The organism is Serratia sp. CY31944, from assembly GCF_052169175.1.
GTDB lineage: Bacteria > Pseudomonadota > Gammaproteobacteria > Enterobacterales > Enterobacteriaceae > Serratia > Serratia sarumanii.
Map to the genome: position 1 here is coordinate 33802 of NZ_JBJNLG010000009.1, position 18372 is coordinate 52173.

Here is an 18372-nt window from a genome sequence, read left to right on the forward strand (position 1 = left end):
GGGCTTTCCTAAGGATAAAAGGCGTACAATTAGTACGTCAAATCATTTTCCCACAGTTCGCCGATAAAATCTTGTTATCATTTCCCGGTTTATAATCTCGATTACCTCTTCCACTTTTGTTCAATATGCGACAAAATTCGCAGTTCACAACTGCGTACCGGCATCCATGCCCCTCCTGATTAAGCGCTGAAGACTTCAACACACTAAAAACTCAGTTTTCGCTTCTCTGGAGAAGGATCTACGTAGGCAAACGATTAACATCACACTTACATGCTGTAAACATGTGAGTTCAGGAGTCATTCCTTACATGGCAACGATTAAAGATGTGGCCAAACGCGCGGGCGTTTCCACCACCACCGTTTCGCACGTCATCAATAAGACTCGTTTCGTCGCCGAAGAGACCAAAGCGGCCGTGTGGGCCGCCATCAAAGAGCTGCACTACTCGCCGAGCGCCGTGGCGCGCAGCCTGAAAGTCAATCACACCAAGTCGATCGGCCTGCTGGCCACCTCGAGCGAAGCGCCCTACTTCGCAGAAGTGATCGAGGCGGTGGAAAACAGCTGCTACAGCAAGGGCTACACCCTGATCCTGTGCAACTCGCACAACAATCTGGACAAGCAACGCGCCTACCTGGCGATGCTGGCGCAAAAGCGCGTCGACGGCCTGCTGGTCATGTGCTCCGAGTACCCGGATCAGCTGCTGGGCATGCTGGAAGATTACCGCAACATCCCGATGGTGGTGATGGACTGGGGCGCCGCGCGCGGCGACTTCACCGACACCATCATCGATAACGCGTTCGAAGGCGGCTATCTGGCCGGCCGTTACCTGATCGAGCGCGGCCACCGCGATATCGGCGCCATTCCGGGCCAGCTGTCGCGCAACACCGGCGGCGGCCGTCACCAGGGCTTTATGAAGGCGCTGCAGGAAGCGCATATCGACATTCGCGAAGAGTGGATCGTCCAGGGTGACTTCGAACCGGAGTCCGGCTACAAGGCGATGCACCAAATCCTGTCGCAAAAACAGCGGCCTACCGCGGTATTCTGCGGCGGCGATATCATGGCGATGGGCGCCATCTGCGCGGCCGACGAGCTGGGGCTGCGGGTGCCGCAGGATATTTCCGTGATCGGCTATGACAACGTGCGCAACGCCCGCTACTTCACCCCGGCGCTGACCACCATTCACCAGCCGAAAGAGCGTCTGGGCGAAATGGCCTTCACCATGCTGCTGGATCGCATTATCAGCAAACGCGAAGAGTCGCAGGTGATCGAAGTGCATCCGAAGCTGATCGAACGCCGCTCGGTCGCCGACGGCCCATTCATCGACTACCGCCGCTAATCCCCCGCGCCGGAAGCCTGCGCGGCTTCCGGTTCCACCTCGCTCAGCCACTCCTGATTCAGCGTCTCCCCATCGCCCAGATACGCCAGCAGCCAGCTCATCGCCGGTGACGGTTTATCCTGCTGCCAGGTCAGGCAGCAAGGGCTGGCGGGAAACGGCTGCTGCAGCTGCAACGCCGTCAGCTCACCGCGCTGCACCCGCGGCAGCGCCCGATGCGCCGGCATCATGCCGACGCACAGCCCGGCGCACAGACAGTCGAGCGCCGAAGTCCAATCCGGCACCACCAGCCGCCGCTGGTTATCCAGCGTCCAGGTGACGCGCTTGGGCAGATTGCGCGAGGTGTCCTCCAGGCAAAGCGAAGGGTACGGCCGCAGCTGATCGTCATTCAGCGGCCCCGTCAACTGCGCGAGAGGATGTTGCGGGCTCACCACGCACAGCCAGTTCATATAACCCATGTCGCGGAAGGCGAAGCCGCCGCCGACCGGCACCGCTCGCGTGGCGCCGATCGCCATGTCCGCCCTGCCGTCCACCAAGGCATCCCACACGCCGTTGAACACCTCGGGTTGCAGCATCAATTCGACGTCGGGGAAATGACGGTAGAAATCCAGCACCAGTTGGCGGCTGCGCTGCGGTTTGACGATGATGTCGACCGCAATATTCAGCTGGCCGCGCCACCCGTTGGCCACCTGCTGACAGTGGCGGCGGGTGTCGAGCATTTTTTTGATAACAACTCGCGCATCTTTGATAAACAGCGCACCGGCGGGCGTCAACTCCACATCGCGATGACGCCGCTCAAACAGCGGCACCGCCAGCCATTGCTCCAGCTGCCGTACGGTATAGCTGACCGCCGACGGCACCCGGTGCAGCTCCTGCGCCGCCGCGCTGAAACTGCCGGTGCGCGCCACCGCATCGACCACTTCAAGAGAATATTCAGACCACATCGCCTTGCCTTCAATTTTTTTAACAGCACTTTGCAAATATTACCGTTTCACAAGCAGAGATCCAGCCGGATACACTGGCCGGCGCTAAAAACCTGCGACATTAAAATATTAACGAGAAATACCATGCGAAATTCCTTTGGCTTTATGTTCTACCTCGCCGGCCTGAGCATGCTGGGTTATCTGGCGACCGATATGTACCTGCCCGCCTTCGGCGCCATGCGGGAAGAACTGCAAATTTCCGCCGGCGCGGTGAGCGCCAGCCTGAGCATCTTCCTGGCCGGCTTCGCCTTCGCGCAGCTGCTGTGGGGGCCGCTCTCCGACCGTCTGGGCCGCAAACCGGTATTATTGATCGGGCTGACGCTGTTCGCCCTCGGCTGCCTGGGCATGCTGTGGGTGGAAAACGCCGTGCAGCTCTGGATCCTGCGCTTTATTCAGGCCGTCGGCGTCTGCGCCGCCGCCGCCATCTGGCAAGCGCTGGTGGTTGACCGTTACCGCGAAGGCCAGGCCAACCGCGTGTTCGCCACCATTATGCCGCTGGTAGCGCTGTCGCCGGCGCTGGCACCGCTGCTCGGCGCCTGGTTGCTGAACCACGCCAGCTGGCGCGCGATCTTCGCCGCACTGTTGGCCATCACCGCGCTGCTGCTGCTGCCGACGCTGCTGCTCAAAGAGCGCGCCAAAACGCAGCCCAGCCCCGATGCGCCAAAAAACGGCGTCAGCTTTTGGCAACTGTTGAGATCCCCGGTGTTCAGCGGCAACGTCGCCATGTACGCCGCCTGCTCGGCCGGCTTCTTCGCTTGGCTGACCGGCTCGCCGTTCATCCTCGGTGATATGGGCTACAGCCCGAGCGATATCGGCCTGAGCTATGTGCCGCAAACGCTGGCCTTCCTGCTGGGTGGCTACGGCTGCCGCGCCGCACTCAAGCGCATCAATGGCAAAACCCTGCTGCCGTGGCTGCTGGTAGCTTATGGTGTCAGCATGGTGGCGCTGTATCTGGTGGCCACCCTGACCGATCCGACGCTCACTACGCTGCTGATCCCATTCTGCGTGATGGCGCTGGTCAACGGCGCCGGCTACCCGATCATGGTGGCGAATGCGCTGATGCCGTTCCCGGAAAGCAGCGGCAAGGCCGCCGCGCTGCAAAATACGCTGCAGCTGGGGCTGTGCTTTGTGGCGAGCATGCTGGTGTCGGCGTTTATTGCCCAGCCGCTGTTGGCGACGGTGACGGTGATGGTGTCTACGGTAATCCTGGCCGCGCTGGGGTATTTCCTGCAGCGGGGAAAAGCGGCCGATGCGCAGCAAAAGCCGCAGCGGGAACATGCTAACTCAGCGTCATAATTGCCAAGTTTAATAATCACTTAAAGAATATGCGTGCCGAGTGCGATTTACAGTTGAGTCAACGCCTCGGCACGCCTATACTCAAAAACAACCTTGTAAAGTAACACCTTATAATCTCTATATCTCAATTAGCGCTTGTGTACGCGCTTTGCGTCACACTCTTTTTTTAAGGAAGCGTTTATCCCGCGCCGTTCGCGCCGGGTCGCTTCTTTCCTCTGTTCATAGTCGGATATCAGACGCCGCGGGCCTATTTTCCGCCGGTAAACGTATGCACCCGAAGAAATTGTCTAAGCTGTTTCCTAACGGGTCATCAGTCAGAAGAAGGTGATGGAGAAGCTATGAGTTCATCGTGTATAGAAGATCTGAGCATCCAGGACAATCAGTGGTACCGTATCGCGCACGAAATGCTCGGCCTGGCCGGCATTGAAATCAACGGTTCGCGCCCCTTCGATATTCAGGTTAAAAACCCCGATTTCTTTAAACGCGTCTTGCAGCAAGGTTCGCTGGGCCTGGGCGAAAGCTATATGGACGGCTGGTGGGAATGCGAGCGGCTGGATATGTTCTTCCAGCGCGTGGTCAGCGCCGGGCTGGAGAAGAAACTCCCCCACCACCTGAAAGATACCCTGCGTATCGCCGCCGCGCGCCTGACCAATCTGCAATCGAAAAAGCGCGCCTGGATCGTCGGCAAAGAACATTACGATCTCGGCAACGATCTGTTTACCCTGATGCTCGATCCTTACATGCAATATTCCTGCGGCTACTGGAAAGACGCCACCACGCTGGAGGAGGCACAGGAAGCCAAGCTGCGGATGATCTGCGAGAAACTGCAGCTGCAACCGGGCATGCGCTTACTGGACATCGGCTGCGGCTGGGGCGGCCTCTCCGCCTATGCGGCGAAAAATTACGGCGTATCGGTGGTCGGCGTGACCATCTCCGCAGAACAGCAGAAGCTGGCTCAGGCGCGCTGCGCCGGGCTGGATGTGCAGATCCTGCTGCAGGATTACCGCGATCTGCATCAGCAGTTCGATCGCATCGTGTCCGTCGGCATGTTCGAGCACGTCGGGCCGAAAAACTACCGCACCTATTTCAATGTGGTAGAACGCAATCTGGCGCCGCACGGTCTGTTCCTGCTGCACACCATCGGCTCCAACAAAACCGACATGAACGTCGATCCGTGGATCAACAAGTACATTTTCCCGAACGGCTGCCTGCCTTCAGTGAGCCATATCGCCGAAGCCAGCGAGGGCCATTTCGTGATGGAAGACTGGCACAACATCGGCGCCGACTACGACCGCACGCTGATGGCCTGGTTCGAGCGCTTCAAACAGGCGTGGCCGCAGCTTGCCCCGCGCTATTCCGAACGCTTCGAGCGGATGTTCAGCTATTACCTGAACGCCTGCGCCGGCGCGTTCCGGGCGCGCGATCTGCAGCTGTGGCAGGTGGTGTTCAGCCCGAAAGGCGTTGAAGGCGGCATCCGCGTCGCCCGCTAGGCGCTTGCCCGACAAAAAAGCCCCGGCAGCAATATCGCCGGGGCCTTTTTTTGCTCGTTCGACGCGTACGGCTTAGCCGCAGTAGACGCGGATGATTTTATCGTCGCTGTCGCCAAGGAAGTTCAGGCGGCGCAGGTTGAAATCCATGGTGACGGCAGAGTTGTACGGAATGGCGCGCACCTTGGCGTCGATCCGCACGCCTTCCAGCGAGGTCATCGGTTTGCCGACGAAGTTTTGATACTGCGAAGCGCCGCAGGTATCATCCGCATCGGCCATTTGCGCGCCCGCGCCCTGCTCAGGCGAACTGCTGCAGGCGCTCAGCGCCAGCAACGCGGTTAACAACAACGTTTTCCCATAAAACTTCACGCGTTTCTCCTCTCTGCTTATGATTCGATTCCGGCGGCAACGCCCGAATCGCTGTCAGTCTTTGTGCGCCGACGCCATTGCCGCCGCCAGCGCCGCTTCCCGATTGGCCAGCACGCGCTCGACGGTATCCACCACCGCCTGCGTTTGCGGATCGATCTCGATGTTCACCTTATCACCCAGGCGTTTCTTACCCAGCGTGGTGCGATCCAGCGTTTCCGGGATCAGGTGCACGCAGAAACGGTTATTCACCACTTCGCCGATGGTCAGGCTAATGCCGTCGATGCCGATGAAGCCTTTGTGCAGCACATATTTCATCAATTCGGCATTCGGCATGCGCAGCCATACCTGCCGGTTATTTTCCGAGGTATAAATCTTGGCCACTTCCGCCGTGCAGATAATATGGCCGGACATCAAATGGCCGCCAATTTCGTCATTGAACTTCGCCGCGCGCTCGATATTGACGATGTCGCCCAGCGCCAGATCGCCGAGGTTGGTCAGGCGCAGCGTTTCCTTAATCAAATCGAAGCTGACGCGGTTGCCTTCCACCGCGGTGACGGTCAGGCAGCAGCCGTTATGGGCCACCGACGCGCCCAGCTCCAGCCCCGGCAGCAGCTCGGCAGGCATTTCGATCACGTGGGTGCGGAAATTGGGTTTCTCATCAATGGCGACCAGCGGCGCGGTGCCTTGTACGATACCGGTGAACATATGTGCCTCTTCTTGCTAAATAGGTTAAAACGCTATCGGCAGTTTGCCCCAGTTGGCGCTGAAAACCAAATCCGCGACGGCAAAAAACGAATGGCTGCGCATTTAATAACTATTTATCTGCGGCGTTTGCTTAACGACGCCGAGCAGGTACAATCTTTTTGACAAAATTCCGCTATTTTAATTGTTGTCCTCTCGCGGCAGCCCTCCCTCCCACATATATAAATAGAAAAGGTGTATGCGTGCAGAAGTACTTAATTGAAGCGCGTAGTTTATTGGCTCTCGCTATCCCGGTCATCATCGCGCAAATATCGCAAACCGCCATGGGCGTGGTGGATACCATCATGGCCGGCGCTTACAGCGCCACCGACATGGCGGCGGTTGCGGTCGGCACTTCAATCTGGCTGCCGGCCATCCTGTTCGGCCACGGCCTGCTGCTGGCGCTGACCCCGGTTATCGCCCAGCTCAACGGCGCCGGGCGTCGCGATCGCATCGCTCACCAGGTGCGCCAGGGCTTTTGGCTGGCTTCCGGCGTGTCCGTGCTGCTGATCGTCGTGCTGTATAACTGCAAGTTCGTCATCGACATGATGCACAACATCGATCCGCAGCTGGCGGATAAAGCCGTCGGTTATCTGCACGCCATCATGTGGGGGGCGCCGGGTTACCTGTTCTTCCAGGTGATGCGCAACCAGTGCGAGGGGCTGTCCAAAACCAAGCCCGGCATGGTGATCGGCTTCCTCGGCCTGCTGGTGAATATCCCGATCAACTACATCTTCATCTACGGCAAATTCGGCATGCCGGAGCTAGGCGGCGTCGGCTGCGGCGTCGCCACCGGCAGCGTCTACTGGATCATGTTCCTGATGATGCGCGGGTACGTGAAGCGCGCGCCGTCGCAGCGCGACATCAAACGCCAAACCGGCGATCTCGGCGGCCCGGACTGGGCGGCGCTGAAACGCCTGATCGGCATCGGCATGCCGGTGGCGCTGGCGCTGTTCTTCGAAGTCACGCTGTTCGCCGTGGTGGCGCTGCTGGTGTCGCCACTGGGGATCGTCGCGGTCGCCGGCCACCAGATCGCGCTTAACTTCAGCGCGCTGATGTTCGTACTGCCGCTGTCGCTGGGCGTCGGCGCCACCATCCGCGTCGGTTATCGTCTGGGGGAAGGCTCGGTCGAAGGCGCGCGCGTTGCCGCCTACTCCGCCATCGGCGTCGGCATCACCATGGCCGTCTGCACCGCGCTGTTTACCGCCGCCTTCCGCGAACCGATCGCCCTGCTATACAACGACAGCCCGGCGGTGGTGGCGATGGCCTCGCAGCTGATGCTGCTGGCGGCGCTGTACCAGATCTCGGATTCTGTTCAGGTGATCGGCAGCGGCGTGCTGCGTGGTTATAAAGATACCCGCGCGATCTTCTTCATCACCTTCATTGCTTATTGGGTGTTGGGCCTGCCGAGCGGCTATCTGCTGGCGTTAACCGACGCGGTGGTGCCGGCGATGGGGCCGAGCGGTTTCTGGATCGGCTTTATCATCGGCCTGACCTTCGCCGCCATCATGATGGCGCTGCGCATGCGCTGGCTGCAGAAACAGCCGACCACCGTCATCCTGCAGCGATCCACGCGCTGAATCCGCTCCCGGCCGGTTTCATCCCCGGCCGGGCTGCGGTTTGCGGAAAAAAACGCCGGACTGCGCACAACCTCAGCAATCGCGTGAAATACCAAATAAAATTGCGCTTTTCCCCTTGCCAGCACGCGGGTAGCTCGTTAATATTCGTCCCCGCTGTCAGCCATGACAGACAGGAAAAGATGCGTCCGTAGCTCAGTTGGTTAGAGCACCACCTTGACATGGTGGGGGTCGGTGGTTCGAGTCCACTCGGACGCACCAAATTCCTGAAGCAGTACAGTGCGTCCGTAGCTCAGTTGGTTAGAGCACCACCTTGACATGGTGGGGGTCGGTGGTTCGAGTCCACTCGGACGCACCAAATTTCAGAAGCAGCGCAGTGCGTCCGTAGCTCAGTTGGTTAGAGCACCACCTTGACATGGTGGGGGTCGGTGGTTCGAGTCCACTCGGACGCACCATATTGCTGATTCACCTCCCTTGTCGCGTTATACTTCCCGTTATTTCGTCTCTGCCCGACCGCCTGCTCGTTATGTCGATCGCGCCGTGCTACCGTCATCAGGAACGCCACATGACCATTTTTACCGCCAAAACCGCCTTTTTGCCGCTCGACAATGGCCTTGCCCGCCGTGAAGGCGTGATGAGCGACGGTTCGCCGGCGGCGGAAGTGCGTTTCGAGGCCGGCGCCTTCGGCCAGTTGCAAAAGCCCCCGCACGCGCTGCAAACCCGAGTGATATCCGGTGAATTCGAGTTCACTCTCGGCGGCGATACGCGAGTGGTGCGGGCCGGCGAGAGCCTGATATTACCGGCCAACGTCGCCAGCGGCTGCTTCTGCCTGAGCGCCGGTGTGCTGCTGGAAATCCCCCTAACGCGGTAAGCCATATTTACAGAAAGGTTATTTGCGCAACAAGCGGCCCACAACGCGTTGCATTTGCGCCACATTTGGCCCCGTTTTGCTATATCCGCCGCACCGCCGCGGTTTTTTATTTTGTTTCCCGCCGCTTAGCCTTTATAATGCGCAACGTCTATCAGTTGAATGGTTTCAGCCCTTGATCTGCGAAAACGCAATAACAACACGATGTGATCTTACCCCGTTGCGCAGCATCCCCGCGCCCCCGCGCGGGCTGAATTTTTCCGCCCCACTTCAACTGTCGTCACCTATCCTTAACTATGTTTTTCACCACCAGGCACGGCCCAAATTCCCTACCGGCGTAAACCGCGCCGGTCAAATTCGTTTTTTTATCCATCACAACTTGTAGAAAACTCCGCCATGAAAAAGACCAAAATTGTTTGTACCATCGGTCCAAAAACCGAATCGGAAGAAATGCTGACCAACCTGCTCAATGCGGGCATGAACGTGATGCGTCTCAACTTCTCTCACGGCGACTATGAAGAGCACGGCAACCGCATCAAGAACATGCGCGCCGTGATGGCGAAAACCGGCATCAACGCCGGCATCCTGCTGGATACCAAAGGCCCGGAAATTCGCACCATGAAACTGGAAGGCGGCAAAGACGCCTCGCTGGTCGCCGGCCAAACCTTCACTTTCACCACCGACCAGAGCGTGATCGGCAACAGCGAACGCGTGGCGGTCACCTACGCCGGCTTCGCTGCCGACCTGAAGATCGGCAATACCGTGCTGGTTGACGACGGCCTGATCGGCATGGAAGTCACCAACGTGACCGAGAACGAAGTCGTTTGTAAAGTGCTGAACAACGGCGACCTGGGCGAGAACAAGGGCGTCAACCTGCCGGGCGTATCCATCCAACTGCCTGCGCTGGCCGAAAAAGACAAACGCGACCTGATCTTCGGCTGCGAGCAAGGCGTCGACTTCGTGGCGGCGTCCTTCATCCGTAAACGCTCCGACGTGCTGGAGATCCGCGAACACCTGAAAGCCCACGGCGGCGAGCAAATCCAGATCATCTCCAAGATCGAAAACCAGGAAGGCCTGAACAACTTCGACGAGATCCTCGAAGCGTCCGACGGCATCATGGTTGCCCGTGGCGACTTGGGCGTGGAGATCCCGGTCGAAGAAGTGATCTTCGCCCAGAAGATGATGATCGAGAAATGCAACCGCGCGCGTAAAGTGGTGATCACCGCCACCCAGATGCTCGATTCCATGATCAAGAACCCGCGCCCTACCCGCGCGGAAGCCGGCGACGTTGCCAACGCCATCCTGGACGGCACCGATGCCGTCATGCTGTCCGGCGAGAGCGCCAAGGGCAAATACCCGCTGGAAGCGGTCAACATCATGGCGACCATCTGCGAGCGTACCGATCGCGTGATGCCAAGCCGCATCGACGCCCTGAACGATCGCCGCAAGCTGCGCATCACCGAAGCGGTGTGCCGCGGTGCGGTTGAAACCGCCGAGAAACTGGACGCGCCGCTGATCGTGGTCGCCACCAGCGGCGGCAAGTCGGCGAAATCCGTGCGTAAATACTTCCCGAACGCGGTGATCCTGGCGCTGACCACCAATGAAACCACCGCGCACCAGCTGGTGCTGAGCAAGGGTGTCATCCCGCAGATGGTCAAGGAAATCGCCTCTACCGACGACTTCTACCGCATCGGTAAAGAAGCCGCCCTGGCCAGCGGCCTGGCACAGAAAGGCGACGTCGTGGTGATGGTTTCCGGCGCGCTGGTGCCGAGCGGCACCACCAACACTGCCTCGGTACACGTGCTGTAATATAAAACGTGACATAATTGCCTTGATCAAAACGCCGCTTTGCGGCGTTTTTTTTATCGGCAGTAAACTATTTTTCTCAAAACGCAACCGCGATCCGCTCATTATTTAGCTAATAAAGAATCGGAGTAGTCCCATGGAAGCCGGCTGTTTTCCCTCGTTTTTTTAACTAATTTGTAAAACCAGATGCAAGTTTGAGCGAACGATCAAAATAAAGCACCTCAACACTAAAAAATTATTCTCTTTCGAAAAAAGTTTGTGTAATACTTGTAACGCTACATGGAGATTAACTCAATCTAGAGGGTGTTATAATGAATCGTACTAAACTGGTACTGGGCGCGGTAATCCTGGGTTCCACTCTGCTGGCTGGCTGCTCTAGCAACGCTAAAATCGATCAACTGTCTTCTGACGTTCAGACTCTGAACGCTAAAGTTGATCAGCTGAGCAACGACGTGAACGCAATGCGTTCTGACGTTCAAGCTGCTAAAGACGACGCAGCACGCGCTAACCAGCGTCTGGACAACCAAGCTCACGCTTACAAAAAGTAAGATAGCTTTGGTTATTGAAAACGGCGCACATTGTGCGCCGTTTTTTTTGCCTGTCCCTTGGACTGGTTTTTCCTGCACCGCAGGCAAAAAAAGAGGCTCAGCACGCTGAACCCCTCTTCGACCACACAATCCTGCAAACTTAGTTCACGGAACTGATTGGCGCTGCCTTGAATGGGCTCTTATTCGCCTCAGGCGTCGCTGCAGGCGTCAAACTCACCGCCGACGGGCTCTCCCCTACGTTGACCAGCACCGGCATGCCAGAACGGCGTACAACCGCGCTATCGAACACGGCGCGATCGGTCTGAGCATCCGCAGCGAAGGCTTTCTCCGCTTTAGACAACGCAATCGGCATGGTCTGCGGATCGTCGCTTTCTACCCGCGACAGCGGCTGATGCACTTCCACATAGCGTTTGCCGTCCGGCTCAACCGAAATCTTCACCGGATCGTTGATCACCTGCACCCGCGTACCGCGCGGCACCTGATTGAACAGCGCTTCGATATCCGTCGGACGCAGACGAATGCAGCCGGAGCTGACGCGCATGCCGATACCGAAGTTGGCGTTGGTGCCGTGGATCAGGTATTCACCGCGCCCCATCGCCAGACGCAGGGCGAACAACCCCATCGGGTTCTCAGGGCCGGCCGGCACCACCGCTGGCAGCGTCACGCCCTGGGACTGATAGCGTTTGCGGATATTGGCGGTTGGCGTCCAGGTCGGGTTAGGGATCTTCTGGCTGACGGAGGTCACCTCCAGCGGCGTGTGCATCCCGGTCTGGCCGATACCGATCGGATAGACGATCACTTTGTTCTCGCCTTTCGGGTAGTAGTAAAGACGCAGCTCGGCCAGGTTGACGATGATCCCTTCACGCTTGGTGTCAGGCAGCAGCATTTGGGTCGGAATGGTCAGCACCGAACCCGGTTTGGGCAGGAACGGGTCAGTGCCGGGATTGGCTTCCAGCATACCCAGCAGGCCGATCTTGTAGTCGGCGGCGATCGCCTCCAGCGGACGGCCGTCGTTTGGCACGGTATAAGTGGTGTTTTCACCGATCAGACGGCTGTCCGGCGGCGGCAGCGGGTACTCGGTCGCACTGGCGGCCTGCGTGCCGGCCAATACGGTGGCGAAGACCATGCCCATTAAACTCAACGCACGTTTCATTATCATCCCTATATTTTTTTATGACGGTTCGCCCCCAAGGCTAACGAGCGCCCGGCGGTGGGTAAATCAGACAATACCTGATTAATACTAGCAACGCTGGTATCAAAGGCAATAAGTCCTCTAAAAATCAACACGTTATAACGTAATCGCCGCCGCTGATTGTCAACGAAACGTCAATAGGTAAGCTGCTGAAATATCACTGAATTGGGAGCATTGCCGGGAGGAAAACTGCGGATTGTAAAGACTCATTGACAAAGCGAAGGTATCAATGAGCCTTGAGGATGCGGGCGTTATGGGTCAGGCCAGCTGCGCCGCTTTGCTGCGAATGGCGCGGATCATCGCTTCCAACCCCTGTGAACGCGAAGGCGTCAGATGTTGGCTGAGCGCCAGCTCGCCGAAAAACGGCCGCACATCGAGATCGACGATCTGCTGTGGCGTCAATTGACGATAAAGAATAAACACCACCGCCAGCAGCCCTTTGACGATCGCCGCGTCGCTGTCGCCGTGAAACTCGACCTGCCCCTGCTCATCACGGCGCATCACGATCCATACCTGGCTCTGACAGCCGGAAATCAGGTTGCCGGCCTGCCGCTCGGCCTCGTCCAGCGGCGGCAATTTGGCGCCGAGTTCAATCACGTACAGGTATTTCTCCTCCCAGTTCAAACAGCGGGAGAAATTACGCACCAATTTATCTTTGTCCGGCAAATTCGCCATGGGGATCCTTTTGTACCGCCGGGGACGCGCCCCGGCCTAGCCTAATAGCTGATGAATGCGTTGCAGCCCGGCCACCATCCGGTCCACCTCTTCGCGGGTATTATATAACGCCAGCGAAGCGCGGCACATGCTCGGCACCTGATAAAACGCCATCAGCGGCATTGCGCAGTGATGGCCGGTGCGAATGGCGATGCCGTACTGGTCGAGGAAGCTGCCGACATCATAGGCATGGTGCTCCCCCAGGTTGAAGGCGATCACCCCGGCGCGATGGGCCGGACCATAAACTTTCAGCGTCGGCACCTGCCTGAGCGCCTCCAGCGCATAGTGCATCAGCGACTGTTCATAATCGTGGATCGCATTCAGGCCCAGGGCTTCGACGTAATCGAACGCCGCCCCCAGCCCCATGATGCCGGCGGTGTTCGGCGAACCGGCCTCGAAGCGCCACGGCGGATCGGCGAAGGTGGTGCCCGCCGTCAGGCTGACCTGGCTGATCATCGAGCCGCCCCCTTCCCACGGCGGCATCTGCTGCAACAACGCCTGGCGGCCGTACAGCATGCCGATGCCGGAAGGGCCGTACAGCTTATGGCCGGAAAATACGTAAAAATCGCAGTCCAGCGCCTGAACATCGACGCGCTGGTGCATTACCGCCTGCGCGCCGTCCACCAGCACCGTCAGCTCCGGCGCCAGGGCTCTGGCGCGGGCGATGATGTCGCGCACCGGGTTGACGGTGCCCAGCACGTTGGAGACCTCGGTCAGCGCCAGCAGTTTGCAGGACGAGTCGACCAGCTCCGGCAGCAGCGCCAGATCCAGCGTACCGTCCGGCTGCAGCGGCCACACCCGCAGCTGCAGCCCGCGCTCCTGCGCCAGCATCTGCCACGGCACGATATTGGCGTGGTGCTCCATCTCGGTGATGAGAATCGCATCGCCCGGCTGCAGCAGGTGGCGGCCAAAGCTGTTGGCCACCAAATTGATGCCTTCGGTGGTGCCCTTGACGAACACCATTTCTTCCGCCGAGGCGGCGTTGATAAAGCGCGCCGCCTGTTCCCGCACCGCTTCCATCTGCTGGGTCGCCTCGGCGCTCAGGGTGTGGATGCCGCGATGCACCGCCGCATAACCGTGGCGGTAGAACTCCAGCTCGCGGTCGATCACCGCCTGCGGTTTCTGCGCGCTGGCGGCGCTGTCGAGATAGGCCAACGGTTGGCCGTTCACCTCACGCGCCAGCAGCGGGAAATCGCCGCGCACGCGTTCAATCGGATAACTCATTCAGCCTCCCCCGGCAGGCGCTGGGCGATACGCGCCAGCACCCGTTCCCGGATGGTGTCATTGGCGATGCCTTCGGTGAGCTCGGCGGCGAAGGCGAAAATGATCATCTGCTGCGCCGCGTGTTTGTCGATGCCGCGCGACTGCAGATAGAACAGTTGCTCTTCATCGATGCGCCCCACGGTGGCACCGTGGCTGCATTTGACGTCGTCGGCGTAGATCTCCAGCTGCGGCTTGGTATCCACCTCCGCCACCTTGCCCAACAGCAGGTTATGGTTAGTCATCTGGCCGTCGGTTTTGATCGCGTGCTTGGCCACTTTGATCATGCCGTTGAACACCGCCTTGCCGCGATCGCTGACCACGGTTTTATGCAGCTGGCGGCTTTCGCAATAGCCCTTGTTGTGCTCCAGATAGGTGCGGGTATCGCAGATCTCTTTGCCCACCGGCAGCACCAGGCTGTTGATCACCAGATTTGCGCCTTCGCCGCTCAGCTGCGCGCTGGTGTTGTGCCGCGTCAGGCCGGCGCCCAGCAGGAAACTGTCGCTTTTCACCCGCGCGTCGCGGCCGATAACCAGATCGTTGTGGGCAAAGTGGTAACTCGGCTGGCTCTCAAACGCCAGCTTGCAGTGCAACAGCCCGGCGTTGTCCGCCACGTTGGCGGTCAGGCGCGCGCCGGTGAAGTGCGCGGCCTCGCCCAGGCTGACGTAGTGTTCAATCACTTCCGCCTCGGCCCCGCGCCCGATCTCCAGATGGTGACGATGATGCACGGTGTTCACTTCCCCGGTGGCGCCGCGTCCGCTGCTGATGTGCAGCAGGTACAGCGGGCGGGCCGGGGCCTTGCCGGCCGGCAAGCGAATCAGGCTGGTTTCCTGCGCCAGGCTTTCAGTCAGGTGCAGGAAAATTTCCGGCTGGATCGGCTCCGGCAGCGCCTGCGGCGTGCCGTAGGCAGTCAATTCGAACTGGTATTCGCCCAAATCGCCATCGCTGAGCGCGGCGCTGTAGCGGCCGTCGATAAACACCAGCCGACAGGCATCGATGCCAAGCGTCAGCGCCTCAAGCTGCTCAGCGCTCACCGGCGCGGGCTGCGGTTCGAGGAACTGCTGCTCCAGCAGGCTCTCCAGTGGCGTGTATTTCCAGTTTTCATGCTTGCGCGTTGGCCAGCCGAGGCGCAGCGCCTGCTGCCAGTGCGCCAGCGCATGCGGCGAACGCTCGCCGCCGCGGCCTTCGAACAGGCGATACAGTTGCTGCAGCGCGTTTGAATTACTGTTGGTCGGTAAGCCAGCCATAGCCCTGCTCCTCCAACTGTTTCACCAGCGAGAAATCGCCGGATTTGACGATGCGCCCCTGGGACAGCACGTGTACGTAATCCGGCTGGATGTAGTCCAGAATGCGCTGATAGTGGGTGACGATGATAAACGCGCGCTTGCCGTCCCGCAGCGAGTTGACGCCGTTGGCGACGATCTTGAGCGCGTCGATGTCCAGGCCGGAGTCGGTTTCATCGAGAATGCACAGATCCGGCTCCAGCGCCGCCATCTGCAGAATGTCGTTGCGCTTTTTCTCGCCGCCGGAGAAGCCGACGTTGACCGAACGGGTCAGCAGATCGGCCGGCATATCCAGCAGCGCGATTTTCTCTTCGATGAAATCGGCGAAGTCAAAGCGATCCAGCGGCTCCTGCTCGCGGTATTTGCGCACCGCGTTGACCGACGTCTGCAGGAAGAAGTGGTTGCTGACACCGGGGATCTCCACCGGGTACTGGAAGGCCAGGAACACGCCTTCGCCGGCGCGATCTTCCGGATCCAGCTCCAGCAGATCCTTGCCTTTGAAAGTGACTTCCCCTTCGGTCACTTCATACTCTTCACGCCCGGCCAGCGTGGCGGACAGCGTGCTCTTGCCCGAGCCGTTCGGCCCCATGATGGCGTGCACTTCGCCCGGTTTGATCTCCAGATCCAATCCCTTGAGGATCTCGTTGCCTTCCACGCTGACTTTCAAATTCTTGATGCTTAACATGCTGTGTCCTCAGATAGCGCCGGCGGCGCTAAAAATGCGGCGATTAACCCACGCTGTGTTCCAGGCTGATGGCCAGAAGTTTCTGCGCCTCGACGGCGAACTCCAGCGGCAGCTCGGAGAAAACGTCCTTGCAGAAACCGTTGACGATCATCGAAATGGCGTCATCCTCGCTGATGCCGCGCTGCAGGCAGTAGAACAGCTGGTCGTCGCCGATCTTCGAGGTGGTGGCTTCGTGCTCCAGCTGAGCGCTGTTGTTGCGCGCTTCAACGTAAGGGAACGTGTGGGCGCCGCTGTCCGGCCCGATCAGCATCGAGTCGCACTGGGTAAAGTTACGGGCGTTTTCCGCCCCCGGCAGGATTTTCACCAGGCCACGATAGGTGTTCTCGCTGTGGCCGGCGGAGATGCCTTTGGCGATGATGGTCGACTTGGTGTTTTTGCCGATGTGGATCATCTTGGTGCCGGTATCGGCCTGTTGATGGCCGCTGGTCAGCGCCACCGAGAAGAATTCGCCGATCGAGTTGTCGCCCTGCAAAATCACGCTCGGGTATTTCCAGGTGATGGCAGAGCCGGTTTCCGACTGGGTCCAGGACATTTTCGAGCCGGCGCCTTCGCACAGCGCGCGCTTGGTGACGAAGTTGAGGATACCGCCCTTGCTCTCGCCGCCGGAGAACCAGTTCTGCACCGTCGAGTATTTCACTTCGGCGTCTTTATGCAGGATCACTTCCACCACCGCCGCGTGCAGCTGATAGCTGTCGCGCACCGGGGCGGAACAGCCCTCGATATAGCTGACGTAGCTACCTTCGTCGGCGATCAGGATGGTGCGCTCGAACTGGCCGGTTTTGGCGGCGTTGATGCGGAAGTAGGTCGACAGTTCCATCGGGCAGCGCACGCCTTTCGGCACATAAACGAAGGTGCCGTCGGAAGCCACCGCGGCGTTCAGCGCGGCGAAGAAGTTATCGTTGGACGGCACCACGCGCCCCAGGTACTGACGCACCAGATCCGGGTATTCCTGGATCGCTTCGCCGAACGAGCAGAAGATCACCCCGCTCTCCGCCAGTTTTTCACGGTAAGTGGTAGCGACAGAGACCGAGTCGAAGATGGCGTCCACCGCCACCTCGCTGCCCTCGCGCACCGGCACGCCGAGCTGATTGAACGCCAGCTCCACTTCGCTGGTCAGGTAATCTTTTTCCGTCGCCGCGCCCGGTTGCTGCTCGGCGCCGGGTTGCGAACCGCAGGCGTCGTCGCAGCTGCCGCAGGACGGCGCCGAATAGTAACTGTAGTCCTGGTAGTTCAGACGATCGTAATTGGCCTTCAACCAGTGCGGCTCTTCCATCTGCAGCCAGGCGCGGTAGGCCTCGAGGCGGAATTCCAGCATCCACTCGGGTTCGTTACGCTTGGCCGAGATGGCGCGCACCACCTCTTCGTTGATGCCTTTAGCCAACTCATCGGTTGCCAGCTGGGTGAAGAAACCTTCTTTGTAGCGACCTTCGCTGACCCAAGCCTGCACTTCATTAGGCATTTCTACATTGCTTCGTGTCATGTTGATTGCATCGCTCAAACGCCAAAGCTCTCGCCGCACCCGCAGGCATGCTGAGCTTTAGGGTTGTTAAATTTGAATATCTGATTCAGCCCTTCGCGGACGTAATCTACCGTGGTGCCATCGATGAACGGCATGGCCTTCAGCGGCACATAGAGTTTGGCGCCGTCGCGCTCAAACAGCAGATCGTCATCGGCGGGTTCGCGGGTCAGATCCAGCACATAGGCAAAGCCGGCGCAGCCGGATTGTTTCACCCCTAGCTGCAGCCCTTTCACCTGCGGATCCTGCTGCATCAGTTTGGTTATTTGTCGTACGGCGCTGTCGCTGAGCGAAATGCCTTGCCAGACATTTTCATCCAGAGAAAAAGTGCCGACATTTTCCGTTTGCATAGGGTCTACCTCACACTCGTGTTTGGCCACAGCCAATCTGGGTTGCTTATATGTTAGTGATAACAATTATCACTTCAACCGTTTGTTTTGCGGGGGTATCCGCCGCGAGCGCGGTTTTTCGCTGCGGCGCGCGGCAAGCCAACGGGACACCCGAGGCGGCTTGCGGCGTCTGGCGGCAAGGCGTGCATGCTATCCCTATGAATTTGTTCTCTATCCTGCATCACCGTACCGCACTCCCCGGTGGCCCGTCAGCGTTACAGCGCCGCGGGGCGTTGCCGATATAAACATTCATAGAAAATACCTATTT

At 59.1% G+C, this 18372-nt stretch carries 17 protein-coding genes and 3 tRNA genes; 10 read left to right on the forward strand and 10 right to left on the reverse strand.

Annotated elements, in window-relative coordinates; genetic code table 11:
* Positions 1-307 precede the first annotated feature (307 nt).
* Entirely contained in the window at positions 308-1333 is a 1026-nt protein-coding gene (gene purR / locus ACJ8IN_RS11150; RefSeq protein ID WP_033638375.1) for an HTH-type transcriptional repressor PurR, read from the forward strand.
* Here purR and punR read toward each other — a convergent pair.
* Positions 1330-2274: a DNA-binding transcriptional activator PunR gene (punR, locus tag ACJ8IN_RS11155; protein ID WP_047567756.1), complete on the reverse strand. Its 945-nt coding sequence runs from the start codon at positions 2272-2274 to the stop codon at positions 1330-1332. The two genes, purR and punR, sit on opposite strands and share 4 nt — an antisense overlap.
* Before the next feature lie 123 nt (positions 2275-2397).
* On the opposite strand from punR, the gene punC reads away from it, so the two are divergent.
* Positions 2398-3609 (forward strand): purine nucleoside transporter PunC, encoded by a 1212-nt coding sequence (gene punC, locus ACJ8IN_RS11160; RefSeq protein WP_047567759.1) that lies wholly within the window; start codon positions 2398-2400, stop codon positions 3607-3609.
* A 338-nt stretch (positions 3610-3947) separates the two neighbouring features.
* Positions 3948-5099: a cyclopropane fatty acyl phospholipid synthase gene (gene cfa / locus ACJ8IN_RS11165; RefSeq protein WP_033638372.1), complete on the forward strand. Its 1152-nt coding sequence runs from the start codon at positions 3948-3950 to the stop codon at positions 5097-5099.
* 72 nt (positions 5100-5171) lie between these two features.
* On the opposite strand, the gene ACJ8IN_RS11170 is transcribed toward cfa, so the two are convergent.
* Positions 5172-5465 (reverse strand): I78 family peptidase inhibitor, encoded by a 294-nt coding sequence (locus tag ACJ8IN_RS11170; RefSeq protein ID WP_016927929.1) that lies wholly within the window; start codon positions 5463-5465, stop codon positions 5172-5174.
* 54 nt (positions 5466-5519) lie between these two features.
* Positions 5520-6170 carry a riboflavin synthase subunit alpha gene (locus ACJ8IN_RS11175; protein ID WP_161764668.1) on the reverse strand — a complete coding sequence of 217 codons (651 nt, stop codon included), beginning with the start codon at positions 6168-6170 and terminating at the stop codon, positions 5520-5522.
* A 239-nt stretch (positions 6171-6409) separates the two neighbouring features.
* Between ACJ8IN_RS11175 and ACJ8IN_RS11180 the strand changes: the two genes are divergently transcribed.
* From ACJ8IN_RS11180 to ACJ8IN_RS11210, 7 genes are all read left to right on the forward strand, one after another.
* Positions 6410-7786 (forward strand): MATE family efflux transporter, encoded by a 1377-nt coding sequence (locus ACJ8IN_RS11180; protein ID WP_033638369.1) that lies wholly within the window; start codon positions 6410-6412, stop codon positions 7784-7786.
* 181 nt (positions 7787-7967) lie between these two features.
* Positions 7968-8044, forward strand: a tRNA-Val gene (locus ACJ8IN_RS11185).
* 20 nt (positions 8045-8064) lie between these two features.
* Positions 8065-8141: transfer RNA gene (locus tag ACJ8IN_RS11190), tRNA-Val, on the forward strand.
* 20 nt (positions 8142-8161) lie between these two features.
* Positions 8162-8238, forward strand: a tRNA-Val gene (locus ACJ8IN_RS11195).
* A gap of 110 nt (positions 8239-8348) precedes the next feature.
* Entirely contained in the window at positions 8349-8654 is a 306-nt protein-coding gene (locus tag ACJ8IN_RS11200; RefSeq protein WP_041034891.1) for a cupin, read from the forward strand.
* A gap of 393 nt (positions 8655-9047) precedes the next feature.
* On the forward strand, positions 9048-10460 hold the full coding sequence (pykF, locus tag ACJ8IN_RS11205; protein ID WP_033638367.1) for a pyruvate kinase PykF: 1413 nt from the start codon (positions 9048-9050) through the stop codon (positions 10458-10460).
* Positions 10461-10768: 308 nt separating this feature from the next.
* Complete coding sequence (locus tag ACJ8IN_RS11210) at positions 10769-11005, forward strand: major outer membrane lipoprotein (protein WP_004931354.1); 237 nt, start codon at positions 10769-10771, stop codon at positions 11003-11005.
* A 139-nt stretch (positions 11006-11144) separates the two neighbouring features.
* Here the strand turns inward: ACJ8IN_RS11210 and ACJ8IN_RS11215 are convergent, their stop codons facing one another.
* The 7 genes from ACJ8IN_RS11215 to sufA form a co-directional block, all read right to left on the reverse strand.
* Complete coding sequence (locus ACJ8IN_RS11215; RefSeq protein ID WP_033638364.1) at positions 11145-12158, reverse strand: L,D-transpeptidase family protein; 1014 nt, start codon at positions 12156-12158, stop codon at positions 11145-11147.
* Between the two features lie 297 nt (positions 12159-12455).
* The gene (gene sufE / locus ACJ8IN_RS11220; RefSeq protein WP_033638363.1) at positions 12456-12872 is read right to left on the reverse strand and encodes a cysteine desulfuration protein SufE; all 417 of its coding nucleotides are present in this window, start codon (positions 12870-12872) and stop codon (positions 12456-12458) included.
* 36 nt (positions 12873-12908) lie between these two features.
* Positions 12909-14135: a cysteine desulfurase SufS gene (sufS, locus tag ACJ8IN_RS11225; RefSeq protein WP_308325687.1), complete on the reverse strand. Its 1227-nt coding sequence runs from the start codon at positions 14133-14135 to the stop codon at positions 12909-12911.
* Positions 14132-15418, reverse strand: a complete 1287-nt coding sequence (gene sufD / locus ACJ8IN_RS11230; RefSeq protein WP_047567771.1) for a Fe-S cluster assembly protein SufD — start codon at positions 15416-15418, stop codon at positions 14132-14134. Before sufD ends, sufS begins: the two co-directional genes overlap by 4 nt.
* Positions 15393-16139: a Fe-S cluster assembly ATPase SufC gene (gene sufC / locus ACJ8IN_RS11235; protein ID WP_016927936.1), complete on the reverse strand. Its 747-nt coding sequence runs from the start codon at positions 16137-16139 to the stop codon at positions 15393-15395. Before sufC ends, sufD begins: the two co-directional genes overlap by 26 nt.
* 43 nt (positions 16140-16182) lie before the next feature.
* Complete coding sequence (gene sufB / locus ACJ8IN_RS11240) at positions 16183-17679, reverse strand: Fe-S cluster assembly protein SufB (protein ID WP_033638360.1); 1497 nt, start codon at positions 17677-17679, stop codon at positions 16183-16185.
* A 14-nt stretch (positions 17680-17693) separates the two neighbouring features.
* The gene (sufA, locus tag ACJ8IN_RS11245) at positions 17694-18065 is read right to left on the reverse strand and encodes a Fe-S cluster assembly scaffold SufA (RefSeq protein WP_004931368.1); all 372 of its coding nucleotides are present in this window, start codon (positions 18063-18065) and stop codon (positions 17694-17696) included.
* Between the last annotated feature and the right edge of the window lie 307 nt (positions 18066-18372).